The sequence below is a fragment of the Flagellimonas nanhaiensis genome, from assembly GCF_003382275.1.
GTDB lineage: Bacteria > Bacteroidota > Bacteroidia > Flavobacteriales > Flavobacteriaceae > Flagellimonas > Flagellimonas nanhaiensis.
Genome location: NZ_QTJX01000001.1, coordinates 162,462 through 188,409, shown reverse-complemented (window position 1 = coordinate 188,409; position 25,948 = coordinate 162,462). Strand labels below are relative to the sequence as shown.

The following is a 25,948-nucleotide window of genomic DNA, read 5'->3' as shown; positions in this document are numbered from 1 at the left end:
ACTAGATTCCTTGATATTCTGCGTTCAAACCTTCCAACACGGTCTGTGTCAAATCTGAAACCTCTTCCGCATACATTATGTTTCCACTACCTTTGGCCCCGAAAATGATGCGGTAGCCTTCCTTTTTACCATATTCTTTTACATAATCGTTGATATCGTTGATTACGGTCTGGGTCATTTTTTGATCTTCATCTTGAATCTGTTTCTGAATGGCCTGTTGGTAGTTGGCAATCTGTTGTTGCTTGTTCTGCAACAACTGCTGTTTCAGTTCCAATTCCTTCTTGGTCATTGAGGAACGTTCTTTTTCATAATCCTTTAGCTCATTCTGCCAATCCACCATTAAACTGTCCACGTTGGCCTTGAGTGTACTTGCCTTTTTATTAAAGGACTCACGCTCTACCTTGGTCCGTTCATAGCCTTCCACCAATTTGTTAATGTCCACATAGACCAGTTCTGACTTGGAGTGGGAAATATAAAATGTGGCTACGCTTGCCAATAAGGCCAACAGGGATAGAGGCAGTGCCAGTTTGTTCATTGAAGCACCTGCTTTTTGGTGATTTGTTTTAGATTTATTATTCATGGGTTTTCTGTTCGTTTTCTAGTTTTAACAGCCTATTTTCCAGTTTTTGGTTTATCTCTTTTTGAATATCAATTTCTTTTTGCTGCTGTAGGGTATATAGGGTCAATTCTTCTATTTTCTCCAACAGCAACTTGTTCATCTCTCCCAATTGAATTCCATTTTCTTCCACTTCCTCAGCAGATGGAATATTGATGAGATGGCCTTTTTCTTGAATGTGCTTTTCCACTTCTTCTAGTGTGGGGAGGTGATAATCCTCATCAAAGACATAATCGGCCCAACCGGTCTCCACTTTGATCTCTTCTGCTCGGATTTTGCCTTTCACGGCAAGTTTCCATGTTCCTGGGTTGGTGGTGCCGATTCCTATATTCCCAGAATGATCAATAATCATCCGAGGGTCATCTGTAATGACTTCTCCTTGAGTAGTGTTTCCATATTTTGTGTAGAAATATAATTTCCCCCAACTGCTCCTCATTCCAGAATAGCCATAGTTTCCATTATGGCTGGATGGTGTTATCAATTTATTATGGTCAGCTCCGCCTTGGACCACACTTATATTGGAACCAAAAATGGCATTTCCTCCTGTTGAACCCGATACATTTGCGCCAAAATTACTTGTTACCACAAATTGGGATTTCGGGTAAATCTCGCTTCCAACAGAAATATTTCCATTATCTCTAATACGCATTTTTTGAGTGGGTGCGTTGTTATCATTGGAACCTTTTGTCTTGAATACTAAATCTGCCTTCCCGTAAGTGCCCACGTTGGTGATGCCGATTTCGGCATTTACCCTTGTACCACTACTAGTTGAACTATTAAAACCATCCCTTCCTGACCATTTAATGGAAGATTGCCATCCCCCACCATTACTACCATCGCCAAAAAGTATGAGGTTCCCTCTACCGTCGCCAGTTGATCCACTGGAATACGTATTGTAATTGACATATAGATCATTTTCTATGCTTGCGTCGGCATGCGTTTGTGAAATCGAGATTATTGGGATGAATAGCAACAAGCTGCCCAAAGACGTTTTTATTTTCATTTCTTCTGCTTTTTTAGTTGCTCTATTTCTTTTTGTTGGTTTTGATTTTCTTTCTTCAGTTCGATTACATACAGTGTTAGTTCTTCAATCTTCTCTAACAACAACTTGTTCATTTCTCCCAATTGAATTCCATTTTCCTCCACTTCGCTTGCAGATGGTATATTTATGAGATGGCCTTTTTCTTGGATATGTTTTTCCACTTCTTTTAAAGTAGGGAGGTCATGTCCTTTTTTGAAGACATAATCCGGCCAACCCATTAAGTCCACCTTTACCTCTTTAGCATGGATATTTCCGTTGACCGCTAGTTTCGCATCTGGAGTAGTGGTGCCAATGCCAATATTACCATTCCTCGCAATTCTAAGACTCTCGTAAATTGGCCCTGGACCATCAGTGCCCTGGGTAAAAAATGCAAGTCCAATATGATCAGAATCTGTGTGTTCTTGGACAGCTGCAATGGCCGCCCTTCTCCTCGATCCGGTTTTCCAAGTTATTCCACCGAAAAAGTTTCCAATCCCTGGGGTATTTGAGGTGAAGGAGATATGATCCTGGGATTCAGGATTCATATTGGTATTGAACAAATTTGAATTGTAAATCTCCAATTTTTGACTTGGGACTGCGGTTCCTATACCTACTTTGCCGTCATTTTTAAAAGTTACATAGGTTGTATTATCATGACGATTCTGAGTACCATAATTTATATGTAACCCAGAGTCTCCAGAACCTAGTGTGGTCTGCCTTACCAAAGACCAAACATTGGTGTTGGAAACCCCATTCCCTTCTATAAAATTGATGGCCGACCCCCAAGTACCTCCTGAACTGGAAACGATATCCAATTGAGCATCTGTTGCCTCCAGCATGGACATGGAAAATTGTGACTTAACTCCAGCATCTTCCTTCATTACATGGAAACTTGCCAATGGACTGGTTGTTCCAACACCAACTATATCTGTAGTTGTGATAGCGCTGCCATTTTCTGTCCATTGGGCATTAATTCCAATAGCGAAAGAGCATCCTAAAATCAAAACTATTTTTTTCATCATTTTTGCTTTACTTTAATCATTATTAAATTCTCTAAATCTTCCAACCTTTTATTTAATTGTTTTCGATCGCTGTTTTCAATCAAAAGGAACTCTTTCAAATGTTGATTCTCTGATTTTATTTGAAGTATGTATAGCGTTAATTCCTCGATCTTCTCCAATAGCTTCATATTCATTTCACCGAGATCAATACCGTTGGACTCCATTTCCTGGGCAGATGGAATATTGGGCAAATGCCCATGTTCCCATATAAAGTTTTGGAGCTCTTCCAAAGATTTGAGGTCATACCCCTCTTTGAACACGTAATCCGGGCCGGGAACGGAAAGGTCCACCTTCACCTCCTCGGCGTGAATCTTACCGTTTACAGCAAGTTTTGCATCTGGAGTAGTAGTGCCAATTCCAACATTGCCGTTTTGAGTGTTGATAGTGAAAGTATTCCAGCTATCTTGTCCACTATATCTAGTGCCAATTCCAAAAATGTTTCCCCCAAAGTTACCTTCCGAAAATCCCACATTTGCTCCTACTCCAGTACCATCCTGTCTAAATTCAATCAATGGATTATCATATTCATTGTTATTGTCGGTATCCGCTTCCAACCTAAAAATAGCATCACCACTGGTACCGGTGGAAACATGTAACTTACCTGTTGGGGAATTGGTGCCAATACCCACATACCCATTGCTCTTTATAATCATCCGGTCAGCTGCCAAACCCGAATCAAAAACCGACCGAAATTTCACTATGTCAGCACCATCCTTGGTCCCGATATGCAAGACATGGGAGCCATACAATTCATTTGGGTCCATTATGGTATACTGCCCTCCACCATCAAACATGGTAAAATAACTATTGGACGGGTTCCACACCCCCCCAATAGTACCTGTCCTTTGAACTTGCAACTTTGCTTGTGGAGCTAGTGTACCGATCCCTACATTTCCATCGTCCGGAAAAATGTTGGTTATCTGTGCATTCATTGAAAAAAATGTCGTTGACGCAATACATATTGAGAATAAAACTCTCATTAATCTTGGTTTAAAAATTGTTCTATTTTTTTAAGCCGGTTTTCCAACTCAACTATCCTTTTATCTTTATTTTCAAGCTTTTCAATTTGGAAATTTTGAATTTCTAGTTTTTTCTCCTGTTCAAGAATGTAAAGCGTCAACTCCTCGATCTTCTCCAATAACTTCATATTCATTTCTCCAAGATCAATGCCGTTAGCCTCCATTTCTTTGGCCGATGGAATGTTGGGCAAATGCCCATGTGCTTTGATATGGTTTTGGACTTCTTCCAAGGATTTGAGGTCATAATCCTCTTTGAACACATAGTCCGGACCTGGCACCGAAAGGTCTACCTTGACCTCCTCTGCATGGATGTTGCCTTTTACTGCTAGTTTTGCATCTGGAGAAGTAGTACCGATGCCAACATTACCACTGGCATCAATCATCATATCTGAAGAATGATTGTTAACCCTAAAATGAAGCGCATCATCTGGATGACTGTACTGAATTCCGCCTACAAAACCATCATCCGTATCTGCAAAGCCATAGTAGGCCTGCTTAGTATTATAAGTCATTAAGGAAATCATAACATGATCCGTATCCTCAACAGACAAATCAGAGTAGTTATGGGGATTTTGCCCAGATGAGCCATTAAATATGTGTACTTTGGACAACGGATTGGAAGTGCCAATACCAAAACTTCCCGATTTTATATATGAACTGCCCGCATCGCCCCGTAGCAACACATCATATGTACCCGTGTCTGTATTGTCCATAATCTGAAGCGATCCAACAGCCCCATGGCCGTCTATCTTTACCATCCTGTTGACCTCAATATTTCCGTTGATATCCAGAAGCTCCGAGGGATTTGTTGTCCCTATCCCCACATTTCCATCATTGTAATAAATATTTGTGCCATCCTGCGTCCAATGCCCTCCTGTGGTTCCACCACCGGAGGTGGAGCTCGTGGTCACCGGGACTGCGTTGCTAGCCACACTCTCATTGCCTGCGGCATCAAGGGCCGTAACGGTAAAACTATAAGCGGTACTCGCTGTAAGTCCTGTTACCTGGTAGCTAGAGACATTACCCAAGGTGGTTTCTAGGACACCGTCCTTGAAAACCTTGTAATTGGTAACCCCGGTATTGTCAGTAGCCCCGCTCCACGATAGGTCTACGGTTGTGTCTGTCTGGCCATTGCTCAGAAGTGATGGCGCGGTGGGGGCCTGGGTGTCTGCTCCGCTCAAAGGAGTTATGGAAAAGTAATCTATATATACACTTTCCCCGGCAAGCGCAGGAGATCCTGGATATATATTAAGTGCTATGTTGGTACCGTTTGCCGTAACAGTTTTGGAATATTGCGTCCAGTTTGAGCTTGTGATATCAATTTTCTGGTTTTCCACAACTCCACCACCACCCCAGTAGAGTGCAGGATTGCTAGAGCTGGCACTCTTGGCGTAGAACGTGACGACATATTGTTCATTTGCCGTGGTAGCAAAAGTATAGGCTGCATAATTCCATCCATTGTTGGGCGATTCCAACTTGATACTATAACTTCCTGAATACACTTCTGAAGAAACCGAGCTTTCTGTGGCGCTACCTCCCCATCCTGATACCGAGTTAGCCTCATTGCTCATACTAGCAGCATTGCTATGGGTATGAAGTTGTTGTGATTGAACTGATGCTATCCCTAGCACACTCAAACCAAATAGGATGTAAATTTTAAAATGTTTCATAATCAACTTAATATGTTATTGTGTTTTTTATATGGACTAAAGATTTATTTGTACAATTCCAATAAATAATCAGCTCTATTGTGCAGTTTACCTCAGAGGCATTATTTCTATTGTTCCTTTCATGAGTTTTTGGAACAGAGAAAACAAAATTGAAAATCGGTAAGAGTTTTAGTAATCTTCTGTTGACTTTGGATATCAAGCACGAAAAAAAAGTAGTTTTCTTAGAATACTTTTTAATACTCATCGGAAATTCTGGCTGGTTATTAATATTATTTATTCCGACAAAAATTAATAAATATTTTCCTACTTATGTATGAGAAATGAAATGTTTTTTACGAAGGAATTTACGATTCATTGTTAACATTATGACTTTCAATTGATTGTGCTTAAACAACATTATAGAGAGTTAACAATATCTTAATATTTCAAAAAAAAATACGAATATTATATTAATATATACACGAAAAAAGCTACTTTTCAAGTAAGATACATTTGGTAAATTGATTAATAATTTCTTTGACCCGTATTCATGAACAACCTCCATATTAAATCAAATCGAGAAAAAAAATGGGATAGAAAAATAGCCGCAATCAACCTTCAAGAAACACTAATTGTACTGGCTATCATTGGGATTTTGCTTTTACTTGCACTTCCCAATCTAATGCCCTTGATATCTAAAGCCAAAAGTGTGGAAGCCCAAGTCCAATTAAAGGCTATTTACAACGCCCAAACCACTTACCGTTACATGAACAGCAAATATTCCAACATAATGGATGAGTTGGATTTTGAAGCTCCAAAAACAGTGATGGAAAATGGGACTGCCAACTATGTCTATGAAATAATTTCAGCGGACAACTCAACATTTAAAGCTCGGGCCGAAGCAATTACTGATTTTGATGGAGATGGTATCATGAATGTTTGGGAAGTTGACCAAACTGGAAACCCCAAACAAGTTATTAAGGATTGATTACACCTATTAAACTGTTACTTATTGTGAGTCTGGGATTTATGGCATATCAAGACTTTAAAGAAAGAAGGGTGCTGTGGTATATTTTTCCTCTTATTGCGGTGTTATCTGCTTTCATTCATTTTACAAATACCATTCATTGGAAAGTCTTTGTTTACTATATGGTCATAAACTGTATATTGGTTAGTTGTGTTATAGCTATTTTGTATATCTATACCAATCTGATAGCAAAGAAGGCTTTCTTGGACCATAGTATTGGCCTTGGAGATATTCTCTTCTTTTATGCTTTTGCATTAGGATTTCCAAGTACTTCATTTGTGGTTCTTTTTGTATGTGCCATTCTTTTTTCCCTATTTACTTTTCTTTCAATCAAGAACAGGTTTAAACTCAGAACAATTCCATTGGCAGGTTTAATGGGTACTTTTTTAATTCTCATATTCTCGTTTGATTTATTTTTTAATACTACTGTATTATATGGCCATTGATACGAGCGAAAAGTTTCTGGTAGACAAAAATTTGATTCAGTTAATTACAGCCGAGCAAGCCTTCTTTTATAGAATCGTACCTAAGATCAAAAAAAATGGCGTTGTTACTTTTTGGACGGATAATGATAATCCTGAAAAGCTGGCATCAGAATTGGAAATAGTCTTAGGACTTTCCACAAAACTTGAAAAACTGCCTACATCAGAATTACAGGATTTTTTAACGGCGAACTATCGCAAAGCGCAATTCCAAAATAGTGAGTTGCACTATACTCCCGATTTTTTAGAGAAAATCATTTTCAATGCTAAAGCAGTTGGGAGTAGTGATATTCACTTTGAGCCTTATGAGAATCACTGTAGGGTCCGTTTTAGATTGGATGGTAAATTAATTGAACAGTTCAATATCCCATTAAACGAATATCCATCGATCATTAATAAAATAAAGATTCGCGCAGAACTGGATATAGCCGAAAAGAGACTACCGCAAGATGGGCGAATTACAATGAAATCTAAAGGAGTAGAATTTGATATTCGTGCCTCAACACTTCCGACTCTTTTTGGGGAGAAAATAGTATTAAGGATTCTCAACAAGGACACAAATACCATTTCGTTGAAGGATCTAGGTTTTAACAAAAGTGAATTAAGAACATATAAAGAAGCAATAAAAAAGCCCAATGGTATTGTATTGATTTCTGGTCCTACTGGTTCTGGAAAAACAACAACCCTATATGCCACGCTAAAACTGCTAAATGATACAAAAACCAATATTTTAACCATTGAGGACCCCATAGAATACACTCTAGAAGGGGTAAACCAGGTACAACTTAAGGAAAACATAGGGTTGGATTTTGCAAGTGCTTTAAGAACATTTTTACGTCAGGATCCAGATATAATCATGGTAGGAGAAATCAGAGATGTAAAAACAGCCAATATGGCCATTAGGGCCGCCCTTACCGGACATTTGGTCTTATCAACAATCCATACTAATTCTGCATGGGCGACCATCTCAAGATTGATAGATATGGGCATCCCTCCATTTCTTATAGCAAGTACCTTGAATATTAGTGTAGCACAACGTTTGGTTAGAAAACTATGTAACTCCTGCAAGAAGAAAGAAAAGACAACTCAAAGTTTATTCCCGGACAATTTTATTCCCCCTAAAAGCTTGACCTATCATTTTAAACCCATTGGTTGTCAAGATTGCCACCATACTGGTTATAGTGGTAGGAAAGCGATATATGAGGTCATTCCAATTACAAATGACCTAATTCCCCATATCAAAGATAATTCCTTGGAAATAGACAACTATTTTATTAAAGGCAATGTTACAACCCTAAGGCAAAATGCCCTCATTCTTGTTGAAAAGGGAGCTACCTCGATTGAAGAAATCTACCCTTTGCTAATGAACTGATTATATGAAAAACTATTTGCTCCCAATACTATTATTTTTTGTATTTCTAACCTTCGGTCAAGAGGAGAATAGAATACAAAAAATCAAAAACAATCTTGAGGTCTTGACTATTGACAACCCGGGGCTCTCTGAAAATCTGAAACTTGACATCAATGTTAACAGTGTATCACTAACCAACTTTCTATTAGCGGTATCACAAGTGCACAAAGTAAACATTAATATTGACCCGTCCCTTCAGGGAATCAATATTGTAAACAATTTCTCCAATGTAACCGTTGCAGACCTTTTACTTTTTTTATGTAAACAGTATCACCTTGATATTAATTTCACTGGAAATATCCTTTCCATCCAAAAGTATCAACCACCCCCAGAGATTATTCCTGAAAAAGTAATTCAAGTTGAATTTGAAGCGTTGAACAACCTTATTTCAATGGACCTAAAAGAGGACCCGCTGGAAAAAGTGTTTCGAAAACTAACCGATGTTACAGGACAAAACATGTTGTATAGTGATGGTATGGAAAACATTCCGTTAACACTCTATATAAAGAAGGTGCCTTACGATTTGGCTATGGAGAAACTTGCGGAAGCCAACAATTTGAAATTTTCTAAATCTAGAGACGGGTTTTATTTGTTCAACCAAGTGGTTTTGAATAATGAAGATATTGCCAAAGGTTCAAGAACAAGCTTTTTAAGAAATAACAGTTTTCAGTATGAGGTATTGGATACTATCAATAGACTTTTAAATGTAGATTTTATAGATGTTCCCATTGCGCAAGTGGTAAAAGAAATTAGTTTGGATCTTGATCTGGATATTTATCTCGCAGCTCCGCTAACATCAGCTGGAAATGTAACCATTAAGGCTAAGCAAATTTATTTTGATGATTTATTGACCAAAATATTTGAAAACAAACCTTCCAGTGTCCAAACACAACCAATTGGTAGTCCCAATGGTCCAACAAGGAACAGAGCCGACACAAATTTAAATCTCACACCTCAATTAAACTCATTGAATTTTACCTTTAAGAAAGAGAATGACCTGTATTTTTTTGGTACAGCAGACCAACTAAGTGTCCGCAAATTAGAGGTTGTACAAATGATGCACAGGTCGGTGGAGCTTTTGGGGGACCCAATGCAATCATCTGGCTATAGGAGATCTGCGGGAAGAACTGTTGCAGGAGGAATAAATTACCTTGGAGGTGGTGGTTTTCAAAACAGCCCAAACGCGTTTGGCACCCCTCAGGGGAATTTTGGACAAAATTCTGCTAATACAAGAAGCATCAATACTCGAAGTAATCAATTCAATGATTATGCCTCCAACGCTGAGGCAATAGTAAGTATACTTCCTGATGATGTTGTTGCTGACCTAGATATCAAAATTGATTTCGAGCTTAACAGTTTTTTGATCAGCGGACCTGCTGCCAGCATTAACAGGTTTAAGAAGTTCATAAAGGAGATTGATAGACCTGTACCTGTTGTCCTTATTGAGGTCATGTTAATAGAAGTAAGAAAATCTGCTACTGTTGAAACAGGAATTAGCTGGGGAATCGGAGAAAATCCAGTTGAAACCTCTGGCGGAATATTTCCGGAGACCAATCTTACATTAGGAGCTAAAACTGTAAACAAGATAATTGGAGGGTTTGATGGCTTTGGCTCTTTTAATATTGGAAGGGTTGTTCCCGAATTTTTTGCCACCATAAAAGCAATGGAGGCAAATGGAAACATAAAAATAAAATCTACTCCAAAATTATCAACCTTAAATGGGCATAGAGCCAATCTGTCAATAGGTGAAACCACATATTATGTAGTAACCAGCCAAAGTTTTTACGGCTCACAAATTCCAAGCACATCAGAAATCAGAAATTTTCAACCTATAGATGCAGAATTGGCCATAAGTATTAAACCCTTGGTTTCCGGTAATGGTCAAGTTACTCTAGATATCAATGTCATCCAATCAGATTTTAGTGGTGACCGTATTGAAGATGAAGCTCCCCCTGGGCTTACCTCAAGAGAATTCAGCTCTATAATACGAATGCAAAACCAAGATTTGGCAATTTTAGGTGGCCTAGAGGAAAAAGTAAAGAATGATAGCGGTAGTGGTGTTCCCTTTTTAGCAAGAATCCCAATACTGAAATGGTTGTTCAGTAAAAGAAAAAGAGAAGATTCTAAGCAAAAGCTTACCATTCTAATAAAACCTACTGTAATATACTAGTGTTAGAACGATTAAAAACATACGTTTTAAAAGGGATTACTTTTTATGGTCTGGAGGCATACCAGTACCAGGGTTCCGTTAAATTTCGGTTATTGGAAATCAGTAAAAAGAAAGGTGATCTGATAGTTCTAAACAATCATCAACTTGACAACATTGAACTACTTCAGGAATTTGCACGTAAAAATCATCCTCTCTATTTTGTTTGCAATACCGATAAAGTCATAACCAAAGTTTTGGAATCTGACCCAACCGGAAAGGTCATGACCGCAGTAGAAAAAAGCTTTCCAGGTTTAAACTTTGAAAACTTTTATTTTCAGGCTGTTCATTTGAATCAAAGCCTAATATTAAGTGTTGTTAAAAGGGAAATTGTTGAAGGTTTCGTTGATTACTTTAAGAAAATAAAACTTCATATAGCCGGAATATCTATCGGCCCAACCTCTCTCAGTGAAATATGGGACTTCGTTAAGGATGATTACGTGCTCACAAATTCAGAAAAGATCTCTTTGCATAGCAATTTGGCGCCTTACATTTCAATCACCGAGAACAATGACAATGCTCCTGTGGAATACGATGTCAATGGGTTACGACTCAGCAACTCTGCTTTACTTTCTTTTTCGGTAGTTCTTAAGTTTCTATCGGGAGACCAGAAAACGCAATCAAACCTTAATGAATTGAATTCCAAGCTAGGAACTCAACATCGAGACAAAAAAGTTTATGGAATTCTTTTGCAATCCTCTATAGTGACCATATTAATATTGCTGTTGGTCAACTTTGTCTTTTTCAGTTATTATTTCAAGAAAATACAACAACTAGAACAGAATACACTACTTAAGGACGAGAATAAAACAAGTCTAACCAGAATTACTTCTGAAGTAGCCGAAAAGGAAAAGAAAGTTGAGGCAATACTGTCTTTCTCTAATTCCAAGACATCTTTTTATCTAGATAGACTGGCTGTTACTGTTCCTGAAAGTATTCTTCTAGAAGAACTCATCTATCAACCATTATCCAAGCCTGTTAGGCCTTCAAAATCAATAGAACTGAAAGAACAAACCATACAGGTTATAGGAATCTGCAGGAACAATAGTGATTTTTCAGAATGGATTTCAAATTTGGAAAAATTACCTTGGATAGAGTCGCTGAAGACGCGGGATTATGATTACGAAAATGAAACAAGCTCAAATTTTAAGATATTAGTCCATGTTACGGAAATCAAGAAATAAAATTCTTCTACTTGGAGGGGTCTTTATTACTGTGCTATTATTATGTTATAAAATGGCAATCCAAAAAACATGGACATTAAGAAAAGAATATTTAAACCTAAAAACGGAAGAACAGCAATTCGAGAATATCTCACAACAATTATTCGCTCTTACAAAAAAAGAGTCTTCATTGGACTCAATTCTTCTGGCATTGAATCTTGAGAACAAATCTATGGAGAACAACCTATTAAGGTTTGTAAATGAGGTGGCCAAGGAAAACCATATTAAAATTATTGATTTTAATTCCCCTCATATCTATGAGACCAACAGTAGTTCCTTTACCACATATGATTTGGTACTAAGAGGCGATTTTCTATCCATTGTAAAGAGCATAAACTCAATTGAAAGTCAATCCAGCTTTGGGGAAATTGTTCATGTAAACTTTGTTAAGCAAAAGAATTACAGAACCTCCAAAAACTTCTTGGAGGCTACTATATTCATTCAAAAAATAGAGTAGGACCGATAACTGTTCTTGTTTCTAACTATGAAGGTTCAATGTATTTGCAGCTGAACAAAATTCGGCAATTCTGTCAGAGTAAACCAAAAAATTGAACCAAGACAATAGATTACATTAAATTTATTGCTTTGAGTAAGCAAAACATTTGGAAAACATGGGAATCTATGTCCCTTCCGTATTAAATCATCAACATTTTGAGAATACTCCTAAAACTCCTAAAGCGAATGTTAATATACACTTTGGTGCTTATAGGCATCCTTATTCTTGCATATTTCTTATTTGTGAACTTTAATCCTTCGTTTGGTGGTGATGTTTCGGATGAACGAAAGCAACAATACGCTTCTTCAAAACAGTTTGGGGAAGGGATTTTTAAGAACACTGAGGACGTTCCGAAAGACCCCAGTTTTTCCGAGCTGCTTACCATGACGAGAAAATTCTTCTTTTCCTCGGTGGAAAATGGACGGCCTGGGCAGAATCTTTCAGTTGAAAAAATCGATTCAACCAGCATAGCGGACTACACCTCTCAAACTCGTTTGATTTGGTTTGGGCATTCGTCTTTTCTGTTGCAGATCAATTCCAAAAACATTTTGATAGATCCTATGCTGGGAGACGTTCCAGCTCCCCATCCTTGGCTGGGTGGATCTCGATTTAATAAAGAACTCCCTATTGCAATAGAAAAACTCCCAAAAATTGATGCTGTCCTTATCTCTCACGATCACTATGACCATTTGGATTATGAGTCCATTCAGAAACTGAAAGACAAAGTTGGTAAATTCTATGTTCCTTTAGGTGTGGGTGTTCATCTTGAGTCATGGAATGTTCCCAAGGATGCTATCATGGAGATGGACTGGTGGCAGGACACCTACTTTGATGACCTTCAATTTGTTTGTACTCCTGCACAACACTTTTCTGGAAGAAAATTCAATAATAGGCAAAGTACATTGTGGAGCTCATGGGTTATCCTTTCTGAGAGTGAGCGTATCTTTTTCAGTGGAGATAGTGGTTACTCCCCACATTTTAAGGAAATTGGTAATATTTACGGTCCATTTGATTTTGCTATGTTGGAATGTGGCCAATACAACAAAATGTGGCCAGATATCCACATGTTCCCTGAGGAAACAGCCCAAGCCGGGCTCGATGTTAAAGCAAAAACAATTATGCCCATTCATTGGGGAGCATTCAAACTTGCCCTGCATTCCTGGACAGACCCCATTGAACGAGTTTCAAAAAAGGCCAGAGAATTACAAATTCATATGATAAGCCCCAAAATAGGAGAACCGATTATCCTAGGGAATCTCAATAATGAATCGGAACATTGGTGGGAACAACCTAATAACCCATAGGAGGTAATTTAAAGTTTCAGCCTTTTCTTGATCACTATTTATGTGCCACGAAGTAACAATTTTGAACATCGTGCTCCAATCTATGTTCTTTAACTGAGGTAAAACCAGCCTCCGTAAGCATGCGCCCTGCTCTTTCCACGCCCCACATAGCTCCCAATCCCATACCATTTTGCCCCAACGATACAGGCATGCAGTGCATGCAAGATGCAGCATACAACATGCTTCCTAAAGGAAGATCTAAATTATTGCAAACGTTCTCAGAAGCGTCAATATCCTGCATTAAAAAAATACCATTGGTCTCCAACGCCCCATGAATGGACTTTAGGACCAAATCTGGTCTTGCTTGATCATGGATAGCATCAAAGGCCATTATCAAATCATACTTCCTTTCAAATTCAAAATTTGTAAGGTCTGTCTGCTCAAAAATTGCATTTTTTAGCTCTTTTTGCATAGCAATTTCTTGGGCACTTTTAATGGGAGGGCCACAGAGATCGAGTCCTTCAAAATTACTATTTGGAAAATGCTCCGCGAGCATAAGCAAAGCTTTGCCACTTCCGCATCCAACATCAAGTACACTGATGCCTTCTTCCAGTTTCTCCAAACCATTCGGCACCAAAGGAATGATATCTTCAACAAGTGAGCTCAAAACAGTTTGTTCGCTATCTTCTGCCATGACCTCATGAAATCTATCATAGGCTTCATATGCAATCCCCTCTCCTGTTTCAAAACATTGAACAAGTCTATCCTCTACCCCACCCATAACAGATAAATATTGTGCGTAGACCGCAATGTTATTCCCACCTTCTCTGGTTAAAAAAGGTACATGTTCTTTGGGCAAATTGAATAATTTTCCTGTATTGTCCACGGTTACAATTCTTCCTACCGCCATGGCACCGAGCCACTCCCTCACATAGCGCTCATTAAGGTTAGCTACTTTTGCAATCTCCACACTCGTGGCCCATTCCATGGTTTTCATGCACTCAAACAGGCCTGTTCTATGCCCAAGGGAAATCATCAACCCCAAAGAGCCTTCGTTGATAATCTGCATCATTCTTTGCGCGAATGATTCCATTTGCTCCAAGTTCATTTCACAAGCAACACACATATTTTAAGGTTTTGAAAATTTGGTCAAAATCAGTTTTAAGTCTATCTCATTTCCATTTAACTGTCTAAAGGAATCGTAGTACGAATCATCAATTTTGATGAAGTTTTTGGTTTTTTTGGCTTCAGACCACCCAGATTTTATAGCCTCTAGAACCTTCTTATTCTTAGTGTGAAGCCGAAGCAGTAACCGTGTGAATTTTCTCTTGAAAGATTTAGATAAACTCTTTCTCACCAAAACCGGACCAAGTGGAATCTCATCCGATAAGAAAATAGCATTAATCTTATCTCTTAGACCTGGATTACTTTCAATTTGTTTGAAATACTCCGTACTACCCACGGCACATACGTCAACTTTACCTCTAGATAATTGTTCTAAGGTGTTCGCATGATTTTGGCCATAAAACAGTTGCTTGAATTGACTCTCAGGTGAATTCAACCCAATCGAGCTCAGTATCAGTCGCGGAACCAAATTTCCGGAGGTAGATGTTTCGCTAACAAACATTATACTTAGTTCCTCAGCCCTACCTCTTAAACTCTGCAAATCACTTATTTCGACTGATTTGTTGGCCAAAAGCACTGTTTTGTAATTATCCTTTGCCTTTCTATGGACCTTGAGTGTAGCCAAGGGTTCCATAGTTTTATCATCAGAAGCCAACAAGAGATACCCAAAAGTGTTTATGAAAGCTATATCCACTTCTTCTCTATGAATGGCTTTAATCAGTTCTCTTGAAGTCTGATAGCTTTTCGTTGTAACATTCACTTGGAATAATTTGGATAGATATCCAGAAAGCGGTTTAAGATTTTCTATACGGTCATTTAAGGCATATCTATAGGTTGCCACAACTAATGTATCTTTCTCTTGGGCAAAAGCTAAGACGCCAAATATGAGGACAAAACCATACAATATTAATTTCTGCATATTTTTCTCTTTTATCATTAGAGTATTAAGATTTGTGAAGTTTTGCCCGAATTTTTTCAGAACTTCTTTTATGACTCAGAACTAGGGTAATCAACAAGGATGCTCCCAATACCCAAAGTGTTTTTAATCCATAATTGGAATGCGCCCCGTAAAACACAATAAAAATGGTCAATCCGCTAAGGAGAACACCTATGATACCTAGTATCAAAGGAAGTATTTTGCCCTTGTGCCTGTATAGGCTCAATCCAAAGTAAAAATGATAGCACCCGTACATCATAAGTCCAATGTAGGCCGCAGCAATCACCCATTCCCCCACATGTTGCGAGTACATTGATGGAATAACATACAGGGCAAGTGAAATTAAAATCGCATTGATCGGGGTATGACTTCTTGGATTGATTCTTTTAATGAAAATGGGAAGTTTTCCATGGAAATTACCATCCCTGATTATACCAAACAACAATCTTGGCATAGCCGAAAAAACAACAATCAATGAACTTATGGTTGCCAAGACTGAGCCTAAGGCCATGACCCATAAACCTGTATTGCCCATCATCTGATATCCCACAGCCAATTGAGGACAATCTCCTGCACATCCAAGATCAGATTGTACAATGGCCAACCAATCGGTTTTGGGTAATGTACCAATAACTCCCATTCCCATGATCAAGGAAGTTGACAAGATGACCAAAAGGGCCATCAGTATTCCTTTAAATATCATTGTTTTGGGGTTTTTGACCTCTTCAGCGAATGAGGCACAGAATTCAATTCCCACAAAGGTCCATATTCCCAAGGCCAATCCTTTAGTGAGAATCCCATTGTCGCCCCATAGCAAAATTGGAGTATCGGCCAGGTTGTGCACATCCCATTGCCCAGAAAAAAAGCCCTTCAGCCCAAAATACCATCTTATGGCCAACATTACAATCAATATTGCACCGGCCACTTTAGCAGATGTTCTTACATTGAAGATATTGGGAATTACCCCCAATAGAAAAAGAAAAAGGACATAGCACATATCTGGTATTTCCAGACCTACAAGTTTTTTGAGTGCAAAGGCACCGGCATTGGCCTCGGCAGAAATACCAAAACTCACACCCATATAAAATGTAAGTCCCAGAAATAGACCCATGTAGGTTCCCTTTTTGCCTTTTATTATTTCTTTTGAATAATTGAAAAGTGTTCCCGCTTTTGGATATTTGGATGCCAAATTGCTTAAGCTATAGCCCAAAGCCAAATGAATCAAAAAGCCTATCAATAATGAAAGTGCAAATCCCAGTCCCAGTTCCACAAATCCAGTGAAATCTGTTACCATGCTGCTGGCGGCTACTACTACTGCAATTCCTGCAATAGCTATGTCTTTTGAATTCAATGTTTTTAGAAGTTTATTATCCGTCATTTTCTTTATGTAATGGGTTACTCTTTAGTTTTGTTGCTTTTTTATAAACCATGCATCAATTTTGGGCCATAGGAAAGCGTATTCCTGCTTGAAAAAATTGAAATGACCGATTGAGGCTTTATCTAATCTTTTTGGGTTGATGTGCTCATGCTCTTTACACGAACTACCATAAGATTCGAATAGATGCTCCACAGATTTTAATGGCGCCAACATTCGGTCATCGGAAAAGCTTAAAAACTTGGTGGGCACATCAATAGCAGTATACTTGGACAATGCTTGGGGAACTTTACTTAAAATTCCGTTTTGACTTTTCCCCCAATTGGCCCAATCTTTTGCTATAAATTGGTCCAAGCTGTACTTGCCCCCATAGGCCAGAGCAGGAACGTAACCAAACAGTCCACAGCAAAGTGGAACAATCAAATTCCAGAACAGACCCACCTTAAGTTTTGAAAGACCTTCCCAATTTTGTTGGCTCACATTTTGGGACGCTACAAAAAATGCGCGACTGATCTTATTGCTTCTAGCCGCCAACGGGAATAATTGGCCTGCAATGCTGTGCCCAAGGAAAAAGTATTCTTGCCCGCTAAACTCCTTTAGTGCAAATCCAATTATCGTGTCAATATCCTTGATGCCCCAATCTTTTAGTCTAACCGGACCATAGTCATCATAGTTGTTTTTGCCTACCATTCCGTAATAATCAAAAGTGATTGTGCTGTAACCCAATTGGGCAAAGTATTGTGCAATTTTTCCATAAAACCTTCGGGAAACGCCCATAGCTGGAGCTATCAGTACTGCTTTTGAGCTTTTTGGGCTTCTCCATAGAGTATAATCAATGGTTCTTCCTTCAAAATGGATATTCCCGTTCTCACTTGTGCAACCCTCAGTTTTATTTGATTGCATATCCAGAAATTTGGGTGGTAATGGGCACAAAAGGGCTGTAGAACATGAAATTTTCAATATTGACCTCTGAAAAATTGGACTGCCGAAGAGTTTCCCCAATATTTTTATGGGTATGGCACCCTTCAAAAAACCAAAACCAAGGTCTAAACACCAGTTTTTGAAGTTTTAGGAGTAGACTGCCTTTCCTTGCTCCAACATGTTCAACAAAGATGAACCTACCTCCCGGTTTTAGAATTCGCTCAATTTCTTGTAAAGCCTTATTCTCATCTGGTATTGTACACAAAGTCAAGGAACTGACAACGGCATCCACACTGTTACTATCAATTTGCATCGCTTCAGCAGAATTGGGCAAAATTTGAATGTTCACCTGATTTCTTTTTGCCTTTTTATGCAATCTGCTGTGCATATATTTATTGGGTTCTATAGCGATCAAATGGGTTCCCTTAGGCAAATACCTCATATTGGCACCTGACCCCGAGCCAATTTCAACAACGGTTTTGGGAAGCTTCCTAAATAGATTTCGTTTGCGTTTTCCATATAACAAATGCATATACCCATCCAATATGGCCAATAGCCAAGAATTTATTCTTCCTCTAACAGGGTTTCCTTCCATTACTTTTTTTGTACACATGATTAGTTCTATTGTAAAGACTTTATGAATGTTTTTATCTCCCTGCCACACGCCAAAGGAGCCTCCTCCATCGGCACATGGCCAGTATTTTCAATTATTTTCAACTGTGACTTGGCAAGAAGCTCTTTGAACCTTCGGGCTTGTTTTAAAGGGTATAGCAGGTCATATCTTCCCCAGAGAATCAGAGTGGGGACATTTATTTTGAGCAACTTATTGATGTCCGGTAGCTTCCGGGCAAGTACAATGTCAACAAATGCCTTTCTATTTCCTTCCCGTAAGGTCAATGATTGATATCGCTCAACCAGCTCGGAATCTATTTTGGATGGTTGATGATACACTTCCTTTATTCCTTTTTTCACCATCCATTTTGACATGGTGTTTTTTAGAATCCATCTTCCCATACTGGTTTTTACCAGTTTGAACCTAGTGGGCACCGTCTTCATTTTTAACCCCGCAGAATTAATCAATACCATGCTCGATATACGCTGTGGGTTCTGTGCCGCAAAGTTCCAGGCCAACATGCCACCCCAAGAATTTCCAACAATTGTAAAACTGGGTAGTCCCAAATGGTCAGCAAAGCTGTTGATGAAATCCATGTACATCTCAAGGGAATAATCTTGTTTGGGATTTGGACCCGTCAAACCAAAACCGATAAGGTCCACTCGGACAATTCTAAAGTCTGATTTAAGCATCTTGGTAAGTCCATCCCAGGTATGCAATGAGGATGATGAGCCATGCAGCAATACTATGGGTTCTCCTTTTCCCTCATCCTTATAGTGAATCTGAACCCCATTCCATAGAAAGAATTTTGAATCTTCATCAGAAAATGGACCGGTTAGCTTTTCCAAAGGAATGTCTCGTTGTATTTGACCTCCTATTGCAAATACCATTAAAAGAAATACAATGGTCACATAAATCATTCTCAGTGCTTTTGAACAAAAGTATGGGCGTCAAATAGGCATTTGCATCTGCATTGGGGATTCAATTCTATTAGAAAAGGATTTTTTAGGCCTTGAAACAATGTTTACATTTACCCACTATGCCGCCGGAAACAAAATATACCCGTTCTGGAGATATCAACTTGGCCTACCAAGTAGTAGGGCAAAAGGGAGAATATTTGGTTTTTATTCCCGGGTGGGTCTCCAATATTGAGGAGTGTTGGAACATTCCCCAATTGGCCGCTTGGCTCAAATATTTGGCTTCGTTTAGCAAGCTGGTATTGTTTGATAAACGAGGTACCGGACTATCTGATACCGTGAATGAAAATGCATTGCCAAATTTGAAGCAAAGAGCTGATGATCTTCGGATAATCTTGTCGGCTATCGGTGTTAGCACTGCAAATTTTCTTGGGCTTTCTGAAGGCGGGCCACTTGCGGTACATTTAGCGGCCAACTATCCCAATATGGTCAGCAAGCTTATTCTGGTTGGAAGCTTTTCCAAATGGATAAAGTCCGAAGATTATCCGTTTGGACATTCGGAAGAACAACACCAGAGAATCAAACAGCATATTTTTGAACATTGGGGAGAACCTGTAGGTCTTAATTTGATGGCACCAAGTGTAGCAAATGATCAAAGGGCGCAAAACCAGTGGGCCAGTTTTCTTAGAAGAAGCGCCAGCCCAAAGACCGCCAAAATGTTCTATGAAATGAATATAGGTATTGATGTACGGGAGAATTTGGAGAAAGTGACTTGTCCAACATTGTTATTGCACCGAAAACAGGACAGCCTCATTGAATATGGCCATAGCAAATTTATGCATGAGCAAATTCCCAATTCTCAATTTTTATTGTCCGAGGGAAGCGACCATTTACCATGGTTTGGGATACAGCGAAACGAACTTATGGCCATCCAAACATTTTTAACTGATGGAAAAGCGGTAACTGATTCCAAATTGGATAGTTTGAACATAGAGGATATTTTTAAGCTTTATGAAATCAAGGACCACATCCAAAATAACTTTCAGGAGGACATCTCAATAAAAGACCTCTGTAAAGAATTTGGAATAAACGATTACAAAGTAAAATTGGGATTTAAAGCGCTATTTCAGACTCCGGTAATCGGTTTTTTGACCACTGTACGTCTTGAGAAAGCCTGTGAGCTTCTTATGGACCCCAAAGAAACCGTGGCATCCATAGCCGAAAAAGTAGGCTACACCCATGCCAATAACTTCTCTGTTGCTTTTAAGCGCCAACACCAAATGACCCCAATGGAATACAGGAACAAAATGTTGTAAACCTTTCTTCTAGTTATAGATGACAGCATTTTTTTGGCATTTGCGGTGAACTTTGATTGTAGACCACACTCCTGTAGCTTAGGAAATTGTTCGTTGGCCAAAAAAAGGTTAATCCGCCGCCATTTTCCGATAAAAAAACTGGTTAAAGTGCTTCATTTTTCGACTAAAATCCAACCCATTACCGTTTAACCCTCCTTTTTTGCATTTATCGATTGCTTATGGCACCATCAAGAGGTATTCAAATCTTTGTTATAAAATATTACCCCATGAAAACCATAGTGAACAATCTCAAAAAAGAATTTTCTGTACCTGCTAATCTGAACGCAGCCATATGTTGTTTGGTGCTTTCCATTTGCATTTTTTTCATAATGGGTGTCATAAACCGACAAGTTTTATTGTAAGTAAGATTTAAGCTATCATAAAATCTTCAGCAAAAACTTTTTTTAGGTAAAAAATCAGTTCTTCGGCATTTTCGATAGAAAAGACAAGTGGTGGTTTAATTTTTATGACATTATGGTCCGGGCCATCAGTGCTCATCAAAATTCCATGATCCTTCATACGGTTGATCAAATAGTCAGCTTTATCACCAAGTGGCTTCAAATTGGCATCCACCAATTCAAAACCTAAAAAGAGGCCTTGTCCCCTAACATCACCAAGTATTGGAAATTCGGGACTTAGCTTTTTCAGTTCTTCCTTAAGGAAGGTTCCTACGGTATGCGCATTTTCCTGTAGTTTTTCCCTTTTTATGGTTCGAAGCACCTCAGTTCCTATGGCGCAAGACACCGGATTGCCGCCAAAGGTGTTGAAATACTCCATGCCATTGTCAAATTTTTCCGCTACCTCCAACGTGCAGGCCACAGCCGCCAATGGATGTCCATTGCCCAAAGGTTTACCTATGGTAATAATATCAGGGGTTGCATTGTGCAGTTGGAAACCCCAGAAAGTTCTGCCCATGCGGCCACAGCCTACCTGAACCTCATCAGAAATACAAAGCCCTCCAGCTTTTCTGACATGTTCATAGGCCAAACGCAGAAACTCATCAGGTAATTCAACCTGACCTCCACAACTAATGATAGGTTCTATGATAAATGCGGCCATTCCTCTGCCCTTCGCATGTATAGCTTCAATTTGATTCTGGACTTCCTTGGCATATAGTTTACCAGTGTCTTTTCCTCTATATTTTCCACGGAAAGCATCGGGCAATGGAAAAATATGGGTATGCTCAGGTGCACCTGAACCTCCTTTTCCATCAAACTTATAAGAGCTAATGTCTACACACATATTGGAATTTCCGTGGTACCCCACTTCAGAAGCGATAATGTCCTTCTCTCCGGTTACTGCTTTAACCATCCGAATGGCCAGTTCGTTTGCTTCGCTTCCAGAGTTCACAAAATGAAGAACAGATAGTTCTGGTGGAAGGGTTTCAAGCAGTTCTTCGGTCAAAGCATTGATATTTTCGTGTAAATAGCGGGAATTGGTATTGAGCAAGGCCATTTGTTGCTGTCCCACCTTGACCACAGCATGGTTTTCATGTCCAACATGGGCCACATTGTTAACCGTATCCAAGTATTTTCGCCCGTGTTGGTCTATTAAATATTGACCAGAGCCCCTCACCATTTTAATTGGTCTTTTATATTGAAGGGATAGACTTTTCCCTAGATGTTTTTTTCTAAAATCGATTACAGATTTGTCATCAGCTCTTTTTGGTGGCTTAAGGTTTTCTATTTTGAAAAGGTGATTGGGGTCTGGGCATAAATCTTTCCAAACAGCTAGCTGATTAGGATAGGCCACCCCGGGAAAATCGTTTTTATAGCCAAGCATCGAGAACATAATTTGGAAATGAAGATGGGGTGCCCAGTTTCCGTTCTCAGGAAAATTCCCTAAAACACCGATACGCCCTCCCTTTTTAATTAGGTCTCCAATTTTATGTTGAGTAGCACTTTCAGGCAACAAATGTCCGTAGAGGGTATAAAACTCTAGCTGGTTAAAACTATGTTTTAAAATTACCAAGCCACCGTATTCTTTGTCCCCTTCATCATTCGTTGCAGTTACGACCTCACCATCGAACAAGGCGTGCACCGGAGTATCGCTAGGCAACCAGAAATCGACCCCAAGATGTACAGTTCTACTTTCTCTACCGCTATTTCCAGCTTTATCATAAGCGGATGATGTGTAAAGCGCCCTAGGTTCTAGATAACCACCTGCAATGACTTTATCGGGATGTTCTTTTTGAAGTCTTTCAAATTTGAACTGGAGCAATTCCAAATCATTGAATTCTTCTTGGTGTCCAACCCAAAGACTGGAAACACTGAGATCAACCTGGAACACATTGTTACCGGGCGCTGTTGGAAACAGAGATTCAAGCGAAAAGCTATTTTGTTGCGCCCATTCATCAAATTTTTCTTTTTGAGGATGGGCAGTTAAGCCACAAGCTTGACGAAAACAATAATGTGCAAAATCTGGGTCGATTTTAAACCATTTTCTTAGCACTTCCCAGGCTGGTTTTTCGCTTACCAACAAATAGGTGTTGTCTGGTTCCTTTATTTTGTTCAACGCAGATTTGGTCACCGAAATGGCCAATCGCATGGCAATGGCTACATACAAATGTTCTAAATCTTCTTGCGTTAAAGGAAAGGTAGCATGGTATCCTTTTACAATGGGCAAAGCCGCATCCAAAGCTTCATTATGGTTCATGATGGCATAGGCACATGCAATGGCCACGTCATTGATAACCTGGGTATGTATCGCATCACCATAATCAATAAAGGCTTTTACCTTTGTATTAACCAAGTCACCCGTGACAATGATATTGTTATCATTGGCATCATTATGAACAATCGATTTTTGAAGTTTTGAATAAGAATGCTGGTAATTCTCAAACAACTCTATAAAATAGGAGAGTATTTCCTTTTCTTCCTTATTAAATAAATCAAGATGTTGTTTGGTCCAAAGGGCCTTAGCCACATCCCATTCAAAGTCTCTATGTGCCAACGGATGGTCAAATGCCTGTAGGGCGGTTGTTAATAGTCCACATTGCTTCCCAAGAGTAAAACGCAGTTCATCCATTTGGGGGTTTACCTTGCTCCATAACCGTCCCGAAATCCAGCTGAGCAACCTAACTTTTCTGATGTTTCCCTGGTCATCCGTGTATTCGGAAATGGTTTTTCCATTTTTATCCTTAACAACTCTGGGGGAAATTAATTCCCCACCTTTTTTTTCAACATATTGCAACAATTGTTGCTGATAATCCAGATAGTCCGTGTCCTCATCTACTCGGGAAATTTTAAGGATATAACCATCGCCATTTGTTGTTTTTATCTTAAAGTTAAAGTCGATTTCACCCGGCAATGAAGAAGCACTTCCTTCAATATTAAATAATTGTAGTAGAATACTTTCTGCTTGTTCTGGGCTAACTTTTAATATCTGGTACTCCATGGGCAAAAGCATGTTTCTTGATTGCACATTATTTTAAGTAAAACCAAAATTTGTCATCTTTTCACAATATCCCTAATTTCAAGGTCCATTTTTTTTCGATTTGTACACTATCATCGACATAGAGACCACAGGAAACGGCATAAAGGGGAACAAGATTACCGAAATTGCCATTTATAAGCATGATGGTCAGGAGATTATCGAGGAGTACAATACCTTGGTCAATCCGCAATGTCCAATTCCATATTTTATAACAGGACTTACGGGCATTGACGATCAAATGGTACAGGATGCCCCGACCTTTACGGAAATTGCAGAGGATATTTTGTCCATCACAGATGGATGCATTTTTGTGGCACATGCAGTGAACTTTGATTACGGAGTGATCAAGGAAGAGTTTAGACAAATTGGTGTGGATTTTATTCGAAAAAAGCTCTGCACTGTTCGGTTATCTCGAAAATTGATTCCAGGACTTCACTCCTATAGCTTGGGAAAATTGTGTTCTTCTGTGGGAATTCCGTTAAAGGATAGACACCGAGCTGGAGGTGATGCCCATGCTACAACAATTTTGTTTCAAAAGTTGTTAAATACGCCTGACTCAGAACCTGTATTTCAGAAATTTTTGAATGCACGGAGTCAAGAGGCCACCCTACCCCCACATTTACCTAAGTCCGTTTTTGATGCCATTCCACCAAAACCTGGTATTTATTATTTTAAAAACCAAAAAGGGGAGATTATATATGTCGGCAAGGCCATCAATCTTAAAAAAAGGGTGCTGGGTCATTTTTATGACAAAAGCTCAAAGGAAATACAGTTGTGCCAGGAAACGGCTGATATTGATTTTACGCTATCCGGAAGTGAACTTGTGGCGTTGTTAATGGAATCAGCAGAAATCAAAAAACATTTTCCTTTATACAATAGGGCACAAAAACGAACAATAAGGCAATACGCCATCTTTCAGTACGAAGACCGAAACGGAATTGTACATCTGGCCTATAATACCCTAAAGGGTATCCCCAATCCCATTAAAGTATTTTACAATCAAACCGATTGCAGGGCCTATCTAGAAGAAATGTGCAAAAATTTTGCGCTATGCCCCAAGTATTGTCACTTGCAACAGACCCATGGAGCTTGTTCCCATCATGAAATCAAATCCTGTGAAGGAATCTGTACATCTTCTGAACCAGTGGATGTATACAACCAAAAGGTTTGGGATGCCATCAATCATATGAAAAGTCTGGAGTCTGAAATTCGGGTTATCAAGGAAAAAGGAAGGGACTCCAATGAAAGTGCGGTTGTTCTTATCGAAGAAGGGGTATATAAAGGCTATGGATTCATAGACCAAGAGATTGAGGTTTCCACACTGGAAGATATTGAAGCTCATCTCATTCCCCAAAAAAACACCTTGGAAACAGAACGGATCATTCAGTCCATGATGCCTAAGGTAGAGTCCTTTTTACTGTAATTACATCACTTTATTTTATTGTACATCCTTACAATGAAAATGAACCATATAATAAAGATAACGGCCACAATAAGGGAATAAATCAAAATAAAATCCATTATTCCTTGTGTTTAAAGTAATTCATAAAGCCCAATATGGTGGGCGCCCATAACGCTATAAAAATTGCTTCCAATTTTTTCCCGTTGAGAAACATCATCTCGGAAACAATGATTATGGATAGTACAACCAGAATCATGATGAAATTCATGATCCCAATTTTCTCAATAAAACGCTTAAACATTTACTAGTATTCTAAAAACCACTCAGTCTAAGTTAAAAGTTAATAGGGTGAATCCTGTAACGTTTTTTAAGAT

21 protein-coding genes are annotated in these 25,948 nt (G+C 39.0%); 8 read left to right on the top strand and 13 right to left on the bottom strand.

Features of this window, described 5'->3' with window-relative positions; genetic code table 11:
• Position 1: 1 nt before the first annotated feature.
• The 5 genes from DX873_RS00915 to DX873_RS19045 are packed head-to-tail and all read right to left on the bottom strand — an operon-like array spanning position 2 to position 5,387.
• Entirely contained in the window at positions 2-580 is a 579-nt protein-coding gene (locus tag DX873_RS00915; RefSeq protein WP_232520826.1) for an OmpH/Skp family outer membrane protein, read from the bottom strand.
• Positions 573-1,619, bottom strand: coding sequence for a tail fiber protein (locus DX873_RS00910; RefSeq protein ID WP_116182657.1), 1,047 nt, complete (start codon positions 1,617-1,619; stop codon positions 573-575). The genes DX873_RS00915 and DX873_RS00910 overlap by 8 nt, the downstream gene beginning before the upstream one ends.
• Positions 1,616-2,656 carry a hypothetical protein gene (locus tag DX873_RS00905; RefSeq protein WP_116182656.1) on the bottom strand — a complete coding sequence of 347 codons (1,041 nt, stop codon included), beginning with the start codon at positions 2,654-2,656 and terminating at the stop codon, positions 1,616-1,618. The genes DX873_RS00910 and DX873_RS00905 overlap by 4 nt, the downstream gene beginning before the upstream one ends.
• Positions 2,656-3,630 (bottom strand): tail fiber protein, encoded by a 975-nt coding sequence (locus DX873_RS00900; protein ID WP_116182655.1) that lies wholly within the window; start codon positions 3,628-3,630, stop codon positions 2,656-2,658. Before DX873_RS00900 ends, DX873_RS00905 begins: the two co-directional genes overlap by 1 nt.
• Before the next feature lie 47 nt (positions 3,631-3,677).
• Positions 3,678-5,387: a fibronectin type III domain-containing protein gene (locus DX873_RS19045; RefSeq protein ID WP_147296582.1), complete on the bottom strand. Its 1,710-nt coding sequence runs from the start codon at positions 5,385-5,387 to the stop codon at positions 3,678-3,680.
• Between the two features lie 529 nt (positions 5,388-5,916).
• Between DX873_RS19045 and DX873_RS00890 the strand changes: the two genes are divergently transcribed.
• Complete coding sequence (locus tag DX873_RS00890) at positions 5,917-6,354, top strand: general secretion pathway protein GspG (RefSeq protein WP_116182653.1); 438 nt, start codon at positions 5,917-5,919, stop codon at positions 6,352-6,354.
• A 280-nt stretch (positions 6,355-6,634) separates the two neighbouring features.
• On the opposite strand, the gene DX873_RS18790 is transcribed toward DX873_RS00890, so the two are convergent.
• Entirely contained in the window at positions 6,635-6,790 is a 156-nt protein-coding gene (locus tag DX873_RS18790; protein ID WP_181899411.1) for a hypothetical protein, read from the bottom strand.
• 38 nt (positions 6,791-6,828) lie between these two features.
• Between DX873_RS18790 and DX873_RS00880 the strand changes: the two genes are divergently transcribed.
• From DX873_RS00880 to DX873_RS00860, 5 genes are all read left to right on the top strand, one after another.
• Positions 6,829-8,247 (top strand): GspE/PulE family protein, encoded by a 1,419-nt coding sequence (locus DX873_RS00880; protein WP_116182651.1) that lies wholly within the window; start codon positions 6,829-6,831, stop codon positions 8,245-8,247.
• Positions 8,248-8,251: 4 nt separating this feature from the next.
• The gene (locus DX873_RS00875; protein WP_116182650.1) at positions 8,252-10,456 is read left to right on the top strand and encodes a type II secretion system protein GspD; all 2,205 of its coding nucleotides are present in this window, start codon (positions 8,252-8,254) and stop codon (positions 10,454-10,456) included.
• 92 nt (positions 10,457-10,548) lie between these two features.
• Positions 10,549-11,676 (top strand): PilN domain-containing protein, encoded by a 1,128-nt coding sequence (locus DX873_RS00870; protein WP_147296581.1) that lies wholly within the window; start codon positions 10,549-10,551, stop codon positions 11,674-11,676.
• A gap of 52 nt (positions 11,677-11,728) precedes the next feature.
• On the top strand, positions 11,729-12,172 hold the full coding sequence (locus tag DX873_RS00865; RefSeq protein WP_116182648.1) for a hypothetical protein: 444 nt from the start codon (positions 11,729-11,731) through the stop codon (positions 12,170-12,172).
• 224 nt (positions 12,173-12,396) lie between these two features.
• Entirely contained in the window at positions 12,397-13,515 is a 1,119-nt protein-coding gene (locus DX873_RS00860; protein ID WP_116182647.1) for an MBL fold metallo-hydrolase, read from the top strand.
• Positions 13,516-13,549: 34 nt separating this feature from the next.
• Here the strand turns inward: DX873_RS00860 and DX873_RS00855 are convergent, their stop codons facing one another.
• The 6 genes from DX873_RS00855 to DX873_RS00830 are packed head-to-tail and all read right to left on the bottom strand — an operon-like array spanning position 13,550 to position 19,385.
• Entirely contained in the window at positions 13,550-14,620 is a 1,071-nt protein-coding gene (locus DX873_RS00855) for a class I SAM-dependent methyltransferase (protein WP_116182646.1), read from the bottom strand.
• A gap of 3 nt (positions 14,621-14,623) precedes the next feature.
• On the bottom strand, positions 14,624-15,538 hold the full coding sequence (locus DX873_RS00850; RefSeq protein ID WP_181899410.1) for a phosphate/phosphite/phosphonate ABC transporter substrate-binding protein: 915 nt from the start codon (positions 15,536-15,538) through the stop codon (positions 14,624-14,626).
• A gap of 25 nt (positions 15,539-15,563) precedes the next feature.
• The gene (locus DX873_RS00845; RefSeq protein WP_116182644.1) at positions 15,564-16,934 is read right to left on the bottom strand and encodes an APC family permease; all 1,371 of its coding nucleotides are present in this window, start codon (positions 16,932-16,934) and stop codon (positions 15,564-15,566) included.
• Between the two features lie 24 nt (positions 16,935-16,958).
• Entirely contained in the window at positions 16,959-17,834 is an 876-nt protein-coding gene (locus DX873_RS00840; protein WP_116182643.1) for an alpha/beta hydrolase family protein, read from the bottom strand.
• Complete coding sequence (locus DX873_RS00835) at positions 17,821-18,465, bottom strand: class I SAM-dependent methyltransferase (protein ID WP_116182642.1); 645 nt, start codon at positions 18,463-18,465, stop codon at positions 17,821-17,823. Before DX873_RS00835 ends, DX873_RS00840 begins: the two co-directional genes overlap by 14 nt.
• Positions 18,466-18,473: 8 nt before the next feature.
• Positions 18,474-19,385 (bottom strand): alpha/beta fold hydrolase, encoded by a 912-nt coding sequence (locus tag DX873_RS00830; protein WP_116182641.1) that lies wholly within the window; start codon positions 19,383-19,385, stop codon positions 18,474-18,476.
• 119 nt (positions 19,386-19,504) lie between these two features.
• On the opposite strand from DX873_RS00830, the gene DX873_RS00825 reads away from it, so the two are divergent.
• Positions 19,505-20,698: an alpha/beta fold hydrolase gene (locus tag DX873_RS00825; RefSeq protein ID WP_116182640.1), complete on the top strand. Its 1,194-nt coding sequence runs from the start codon at positions 19,505-19,507 to the stop codon at positions 20,696-20,698.
• Positions 20,699-21,106: 408 nt separating this feature from the next.
• On the opposite strand, the gene DX873_RS00820 is transcribed toward DX873_RS00825, so the two are convergent.
• Complete coding sequence (locus DX873_RS00820; protein ID WP_116183762.1) at positions 21,107-24,133, bottom strand: aminotransferase class III-fold pyridoxal phosphate-dependent enzyme; 3,027 nt, start codon at positions 24,131-24,133, stop codon at positions 21,107-21,109.
• A 100-nt stretch (positions 24,134-24,233) separates the two neighbouring features.
• Between DX873_RS00820 and DX873_RS00815 the strand changes: the two genes are divergently transcribed.
• The gene (locus DX873_RS00815) at positions 24,234-25,595 is read left to right on the top strand and encodes an exonuclease domain-containing protein (RefSeq protein ID WP_116182639.1); all 1,362 of its coding nucleotides are present in this window, start codon (positions 24,234-24,236) and stop codon (positions 25,593-25,595) included.
• Positions 25,596-25,948: the final 353 nt, after the last annotated feature.